7 protein-coding genes are annotated in these 7,673 nt (G+C 46.0%); all 7 read right to left on the bottom strand.

The window, feature by feature from the left end:
- A partial coding sequence (locus PGX78_RS04805; protein WP_270445626.1) for a uracil-DNA glycosylase occupies positions 1-476 on the bottom strand: 476 nt, incomplete at its 3' end.
- Positions 473-2,098 (bottom strand): ArnT family glycosyltransferase, encoded by a 1,626-nt coding sequence (locus PGX78_RS04800; protein WP_270445624.1) that lies wholly within the window; start codon positions 2,096-2,098, stop codon positions 473-475. The genes PGX78_RS04805 and PGX78_RS04800, both read right to left, overlap by 4 nt.
- Before the next feature lie 3 nt (positions 2,099-2,101).
- Positions 2,102-3,667, bottom strand: a complete 1,566-nt coding sequence (locus tag PGX78_RS04795; RefSeq protein WP_270445623.1) for an ArnT family glycosyltransferase — start codon at positions 3,665-3,667, stop codon at positions 2,102-2,104.
- 5 nt (positions 3,668-3,672) lie between these two features.
- The gene (locus PGX78_RS04790; protein ID WP_270445620.1) at positions 3,673-4,254 is read right to left on the bottom strand and encodes a DedA family protein; all 582 of its coding nucleotides are present in this window, start codon (positions 4,252-4,254) and stop codon (positions 3,673-3,675) included.
- An 89-nt stretch (positions 4,255-4,343) separates the two neighbouring features.
- Positions 4,344-5,390 carry a hypothetical protein gene (locus PGX78_RS04785; RefSeq protein WP_270445619.1) on the bottom strand — a complete coding sequence of 349 codons (1,047 nt, stop codon included), beginning with the start codon at positions 5,388-5,390 and terminating at the stop codon, positions 4,344-4,346.
- A 36-nt stretch (positions 5,391-5,426) separates the two neighbouring features.
- The gene (locus PGX78_RS04780; protein ID WP_270445617.1) at positions 5,427-6,401 is read right to left on the bottom strand and encodes an AEC family transporter; all 975 of its coding nucleotides are present in this window, start codon (positions 6,399-6,401) and stop codon (positions 5,427-5,429) included.
- A 39-nt stretch (positions 6,402-6,440) separates the two neighbouring features.
- Positions 6,441-7,601 (bottom strand): M20 metallopeptidase family protein, encoded by a 1,161-nt coding sequence (locus PGX78_RS04775; RefSeq protein WP_270445616.1) that lies wholly within the window; start codon positions 7,599-7,601, stop codon positions 6,441-6,443.
- Between the last annotated feature and the right edge of the window lie 72 nt (positions 7,602-7,673).

The raw sequence follows: 7,673 nt of genomic DNA, 5'->3' as shown, positions 1-7,673 counted from the left end.
GAGAACAAAATGCCTTCTTTGTACGGGTGAAAAGGAAAAATGTTCCAAAGCAGGACTTCGCACGGATTTAAACCGTTGTCTGCGACAGCTCCCCATACATAAGTATCCGTCGGTTCGTTCATTCCGCTTATTCGTTGTGCATCGGAGGTCATATAAGGGCTGTCGGGGCGACTGGTTCGAATACCTTTATGGCCGAGAATCAGATTCGGATTCGTTTTTTTATGCAGGCCTAAAAGCATACGTTCACAGGTTAATGCGATTCCCGTAAAATGACCACCTTGGTATCCGGCTGCCTCGGCAATAAGAATATATCGGGCTTGGGCTAAACGGAGCTTTAAGAATTCAATTAACTGGTTACGGCGAATCATCGGTGCATCGGGGCCGATATCGCTCTTTGAATCGTAGTCTCGCCAGGGATTGAATACGTTCTCACCGGTATAAGATTTTAAATTATCAATGAATGAGGATAGGGTCATAATATCTCCTCTCTCGGCGTATAGACAAAAAAGGTTCCGTAGACCCCTTTGAGGGTCATTAAGTCTTTAAATTCGCTTTTTTCGAAATCGGCGGTGCGGCTTTTCGGGACGATGAGAGTCAGATTTTCTCCGGCTTGTAAACGCGATGAGAAGGAGTGACTTTCTTCGGTTTTGAATAGGTGCTTGCGAGACCAGACTGAATCTCGTTTGAGGCGAGCGCTTTCATCATATTCGGCAGGAGTGATCAGTACGGCAGAACGGCCCGTATAATATTCAAAGGATGTACGGTATTCTTCAAAAAAATATATGTGCCCCTTTAGATTCCGAGAAGCTGTGACAAGCGGTATTGTTGAACGATATTCGTAAAAGGGAACCAGAACCTGCCAAGTCAACAGAACGTAAATGGCGGCTGTAGCCATAGCAATGAGCGGAGATACGGCGAGGTACGCCCTTTTATACAAAGCAATCGAGATGATGAGTATGGCTGTAGGAATAAAGACGATTAAGGGCCATAAAGAACTCAGATGCAGATAGTCGACGCGAACAAACAAAGCACTCCCGAAAAAGAGAATCCAGAAAAAGAACGCAGGACCTACGGCTATGAATTGGATTATACGCCGATTGGATTTGTAAATGTAAACAGCTCCGACAGCGGCAAACCACATGAGCGGAATGTGCGCAATATAAGCGTACGTCGGGTATTTAGTAGCTAAAAGCGTGTAGAAAAGGACGGTTATACCGGCCCAGAGAGTAGCAAAGAGCGAAAAGCCGGTACGGCGAAAAGCCTTTTTTATACCATATAAGGCGACCCCCGTCCAAGGCAAAAGTCCGACAGGGACGACGAGTAAATAGTAGTACCAAACATTTTCTTCGGGATGTTCAGAAATGACGGCCCGTGTGACGTTGTTAAAGCCCAACAATCCGTCCCAAAAGGCTTGCCCGTGAGTGATGTGCATATAAACGTACCACGGTAAGCAAAGAAATAAAAACAGGAAAAGGCCGTCAGGGCGAAAAAGTCGTTTGAGGTAAGCAGTCTTGCGTTCACAGGCAATGTAAACGAGGATAATAAGTCCGGGTAAGACGATGCCGACAGGGCCCTTGGTTAAGACTGAACCGGCAGCGGCTGCATAGGCAATATAGATATGGCGACGATTATTTTCCGAGAGCCCTATGTACAAGCTGAAAAGAGAGATTTCCGTGAATAAGAAAAGAAACTGGTCTGTCAAGACGGAACGGGTAATAACCCAGAACAATAGGGAGGTAGCGGTCATGGTAGCGGCCAGGATTGCCGTAGCGGTCTCATTACCGCGGCGTTTTACGTAATAGGCCAGCATGGTTACGGAAAGGGCACCGCAGAGCGTGAAGGGAAGGCGTGAGGCAAAGTCGGAAAAGCCGAAGAGAGCGTAAGATACACAAAGTGCCCAGTAAGTGAAGACGGGCTTATCAAACCAAAATGTGTTGTAAATTCGAGGGGATAGCCAGTCCCCGGAGAGTACCATTTCTTTGGCCGTTAAGGTGTAGTTGGATTCTACCGGATCTGTAACGGCGAGCAGACTGTTGCCGATGGAAAGGAAAAGAAATGAAATGATACAGACCGGGATGAGAAGACGAACATATTTCACGAGTTACCTCCTACCGGCGAGAATTACTTGTCCCGGTGTAGTTGCAATAATGTTATAGTCGCTTAAATCAGTGTGAGTACGCAATAATTTATTATAGGTTGATTGCTGCATGATTACATATATATCGGAGGTCTCACGGCATAGAGTTGCAAAGTCGGGAGCGTTTTGAGATTCCCAAGATATACCGGTCGTATTGCCGTAAAAAGCCAAGGCGGGACAAAGAAATTTTTCAATATATACGGGACCGGAATGATTTAAGGAGATATACTCCTCGGCAATGGCCTTGCCGGAAATATATTCGGCCGATTGAGGCAAAATACCGGCAAAGGCAACAGTCATAAATACAAACATACAGCTTACTGCCGAAAGTAAGGCGGAACGCCATCTTTTTAAGTGCATAAAGGCGGCAGGTATGATGAGGGCCAAGGTCAGTAAAACGGAAGCCCAAAGGATGGGGGTTGCAAAGAACAGGGCACTTTCATTCAGCGGGATGGCGTTGCATGCCAGCAGGATGACGCCGCCTATGTAGGAGACGGCCAACCAGATACGCGGGAGCTTGCCGTTTCGCTTCAAGGCATAGGTATACCAACCCAAGATAACCGACAGGGGCGGAAAGAGGGGAGATATATACGTGACTAATTGTGTTTGAGAAAGAGAAAAGAAAATAAAGATAAAGGTAGCCCAAATGAAACAGAAGAGGAGTCCGTCACGGTACGGGCCGTTGCCGCGAAGGCAACGGATAAGTGCTTGAAAAAGGGCTCCTGTCCAAGGCATGAGGCCACCCAATACGATGGGAATAAAAAAGAAGATGCTGTTTTGCCCGGGATGTTCCGGAGCAGCAAAGCGTGTAATGTTATGATAACCGATAAACACATTTGTAAAGTCTGTACCGTGTACGATGTACATATACACGTACCAGGGCAGGCCGACAAGAAAGGCCAGAAGAATACCTTGAGGGATTTTCATCTCTTTCAGCAAAGACCAACGGCGGGTACCTGCGATATAAAGCAGCATGATCAATGCCGGGAAGGCGTATCCTACAGGGCCCTTGGCCAGCAAAGCCAGTCCGCATCCGAAGTAAGCGAGGTAGTATTGTTTACGGTAGAAGGCAAACATGCTGAACGTTAGAGTGAAGACGAGGGTCATGTCCGTAACGGCCGCCTTGGCTATGTAAATAAAACCAACGGATGTCAATAGTATAAGGGCAGCTCGGAATGCGATGTGTTTGTTGAAAACGGCTCGACTTTGAACATAAACGGTAGCAACGGTAGCGATTCCCATAACGGCACTCGGTAAGCGAGACGTGTAGTCGCTGATGCCGAAGAGCGAGTAGGAAATCATTTCCAACCAGTAGAATAACGGCGGCTTGTCATACCAAAATTGTCCGTATATGCGAGGTGACAACCAGTCGCCGGCAGCCAGCATTTCACGAGCCGTTTGCCCGTATACGGGCTCGTCCGGGTCGATTAGGGGAAAGGCACCTAAAAAAGGCAGCAAAAAAATTGCTGCCAAAAGGATGATACCTAGCCCGTAACGATTCTCGTGAATATAAGCGGTAAAAATTTTCATAGCGGTTATTTACCTCTGCGTTTAATGAAGAAAACAAGAGCGATAACAGCTGCCAAGACAATCAGGGCAATGAGGAAGATGTGATTATATTCAATAAGATCACGCCAGTGGCTGCCTAAAACGGAGCCGGCCCAAACGAGTAGCCAAGTCCAAGGAATGGTTCCGACGGTTGTCAGAATGATGAATTTGAAGAAAGGGTAGCGCGCTACTCCGGCGGGGAAAGAAATAAAGGTGCGAACACCGGGCAAGCAACGGCAGACGAGGACTGCAATGCCTCCGTAAGAATCAAAAAGGCGCTCAGTCAGCTGGAATTTCTTTTCATTAAAGAAGATGTATTTGCCGTATTTCAGCAATAAGGGACGGCCTCCGTAAAGGCCGAGAAAATAGCTTATAACGGAGCCGAAGATTCCGGCCAGACAGGCAATAATAAACGTAGGCATAAACTCGAAGACGCCCTGAGAAATTAAAAAACCCGCAAATCCCAAGATAACTTCACTGGGAATGGGAATATTGGCATTTTCGGCAGCCATGGCGAAAAACATGGCAATATAACCGTAAGACTCCATTAATTGCAATAATGTATCCAAAACAGTTCTCCTCTGCGTAAAATAGCTGGTGTTCAAAATATTGTCTTATCATAGCATAGACGGAAATCCTTGCCAAATGCCAAATTGTACTACGGATCCCTAAATGAGGGGATGCGGCTTAATAGGTGTTCGTCGAGAAAGCGAAGGTAAGCAATCGTAGCCAAAAGAGAGAGACACATGGATAGCCATAGAGGAAAGTCGAAAGGGGTGAGTAAGGAACGGAAGGTAAGTGCGACGATATAGGCAGTATACGAGATGCCGTAAGCTCGTTGGGCCAATATACGCTTTGTACCGCAAGACACAGAAAACAGAGAACCTACGTATAAAAAGGCGGGTATACCCGTACCGGCCGCAAGGGTCAAGAAGACAGGTGTATACATGCCGGCAAAGTCTGTCAGAGAAAGACTCAGAAAAATAATAAAAGCGACGACCCAAGTAAAGGCCGGTTTGAAGGTATTGTTTGCAAAAATACGGGCGCGGTAAGCTTGTATACCTGCACCGTAGTAGATGCTCCAACCGATGAGGGTCGTTAGTATTTCGACGGTTCGGAGATTTATGTTAATGCCGCATATGAGGATTAAGGTGATTACAACATGTAAGAACGTAGATGTCAGTAATACTTTTTGAAACGATGTATTGTAACGATGTCTGAAAAAGGTCGATGAAAAATTTTTTAACAAGGCGGAAAGCAGCAAAAGAAAAAGAAATACACCCAGAAAGGTATACGGTCCGGGAGCGTATGCGCTATAAATGAACGTCGTCGAAAAAAAAGGGAGTTCGTTATCCGCATCAAACAAATGTGCGAGGACGGTAAGAAGAGGCACTAAAAAGATAAAAGCGACAAGGGTCGGAAGAGCAATTCGTATTCCCTTTTTCTGAAAAAAATAGGTGAAATTATGAATGTGTAAGGTAGCGGCACAGCAATAGGCGCCGATAAAAAAAAGTGTACTTAGAGAAACGGTGAAAAAGACGATACCTATACGACTGAAAAGAGAGGTGCAAAAAGTGGTTTCTGACGAAGCGAACGGAAAAAAATAAATAGCCGGTACGGCGTACACGGCTAATAGACTTGCAGCCGTAGTCGTGTAAACGGCTACGGTTCTGGCCGAGTCCAGTATAGAAATATGTTTGCTCACGAGAAAGAGTCCTTTCACAGTAAAGAATTTCAGATATTAGACGAAAAGAAGATGTCCTAAATAGACAACAACCGGTATGGTAAAGGCACTGAAAGCGGTCGTATTCATAACCGTTTGTAAGGCGTAGTCGCCGTGATTGTTAAATTCCATAGCGAAAAAAGCCGTATTGACCGCTGTCGGTATGGAACAATATACGAGAAATACCATAGAGCCGACAGCCGAAAAGGTGCCGGGCGCCACCCAGTTGGCTGCATAAACCGTACAAAGCCCCAGCACAGGTAAAAGAATAAGCTTAATTCCGCCGGCAATGCAGACATCTGTGTTGAAACGGCCTATGCCGCTTTGGGACAGTTGAATTCCTACAGTAATCATAGCTACGGGCAACAAAGCGTGTCCGGCCATATCCAGAACCGGCCAGAAAAAGAATTGAGTCGCATCTATTTCGGCCCAGCGGCAAATTAGGGCGGCACTGATCATATATACCATAGGCATGCGAAAGATGACACTTAATGTATCGTGGACTGTCAGATTACCGCGAGCTGCCTGGTACAATCCCAAGGTATTAAGAAAAATGCTTTGAATCACATAAATGACCAACTGTACTACCATGGCTTCGGCCAAATAAACCGGTTGCCCGTTTACCAAAAAAGGGGGATGTGAAAAAATCAGTAAGATTAAAGAGACACCCAAATTTCCCGTATTATTAAACATGAGTGCATTGCGACAGGCACGAATCATACCGGCATCGTAGCCGCGAGCTTTGCCGACTCCTTCGGCGATTAAGGCTGAGAGGATCAAGAAAAAGAGGACTGTTAAAATAATAGGAACGCTAGTAGCAGGAAAGTCCGTAGTGTAAATGCTCGTGAAAATGAAAGACGGGATGACGATGTACATTAAAAACTTTGATAACGTCCGGACGTCCAGATGAAGTTTTTTATCCAACAGAAAACCTAGTGCCGTAAGGCTGAAGATAGGCAACATTGTGTGTTCGATAATAAATAAGAAGACCATAGGTGCGCCTTTCAAAAGAGGAATACGTAACAATCGAATTTAGCGATAAAGCGGTAAATAATACACGAGAGTTGCCAGTGCTTCACAGGTATATTTAAGCATAACCGTATCCCAAATGAAGTCGGGGGAACCGTCATAAACGGGGGTATCATGGTTGATTCCAGCAAAAATACTGAGGGTTGGGCATTTAGTCGTAAGCCTAGTGATGTCGTCAGAATGAAATACGGGATTCATGGGAAGACAAGTGAAACGATCGGCTCCGTATTCGGAAAAAATTTGATAAGCCTGCTCGCACAGTTGTGCATCATTTTCTCCGGCATCCGATCGGGAAATGACTGACAAATGTCCGTTAGGATACAGAGAATGCAACTTCTGAAGGAGGTCGTCACGGATTTGTGAGTCATAAGTTCGTAAGGTGCCGGAAATGCTTATGCAAGCCGGGAGTACGGTTAAATTACCGCTATTCGAATCGAAAGAAAAAGACAAAGATGCTTTGTTGTTCGGCAAAGCATCCACCTGAGTGACGGCCTCGTGCATGAATTTAATAGCTGTTGTAAAGGCGTTTTCATCTGTTGAGACGGCATAAGGACGACCGCTTTTTCCGTGTATAGCCAGACGGAAATCGTCGCGGGATGCAAAGAGCGGCCCCGTTGCAAGGCCTAGACAGCCTCCCTTTAAGGATCCGTCCAATTGCATATCCAAGACGTAATCGACAGACGGATTTGACAAAATACCGCTGTCAATCATTTTGTCGAGGCAACCTCCGGTTTCCGTATTGGGTTCGAAAACCAGGCGAACGGTGCCATGCAACTGGTCGTTATGGGATGTCAGTATTTTAGCCAAGCCTAACAGGTTGGCAATAAGTCCGTCATGACCCGACGCATGCATGACGCCGGAAACCAGGGATGCATAGGGTAAATCATTATTTTCATCCAAGGCGACGGCATCTGTTTTGGCGCGTAATAGTACGGTAGGACCGGGAAGCGCTCCACGAATTAGGGCAGTTACCCCCGTGCCGGCAATGATGCGGATGTCTTCGGCACCCAGAAGGCTTAGTTCGCGAAAAATAGTTTTACATGTATCGAATTCATTGCCGCTCGTTTCAGGACGAGCATGAAAATATTCTCTCATTTCCATCATATACGGCATAACTTTGCGAACTGCCGTTCGAATGGAAAAGGTAACAGAAGTTGCGGTCATAGGAAACACCTCCGGCATCGGACAGTCCGATGCTTAATTATGATTATATATAAGATTCGTCGTCAGTCTGAA

The organism is Megasphaera sp. AF13-6AC, from assembly GCF_027685385.1.
In the GTDB taxonomy this organism is placed as follows: Bacteria; Bacillota; Negativicutes; order Veillonellales; family Megasphaeraceae; genus Megasphaera; species Megasphaera micronuciformis.
This window is presented reverse-complemented; position numbering and strand designations above follow the sequence as displayed.

Coding starts and splice junctions, on each gene's coding strand:
- PGX78_RS04795 (WP_270445623.1), bottom strand. CDS start 3,667: ATGAAAATTTTTACCGCTTATATTCACGAGAATCGTTACGGGCTAGGT.
- PGX78_RS04780 (WP_270445617.1), bottom strand. CDS start 6,401: ATGGTCTTCTTATTTATTATCGAACACACAATGTTGCCTATCTTCAGC.
- PGX78_RS04775 (WP_270445616.1), bottom strand. CDS start 7,601: ATGACCGCAACTTCTGTTACCTTTTCCATTCGAACGGCAGTTCGCAAA.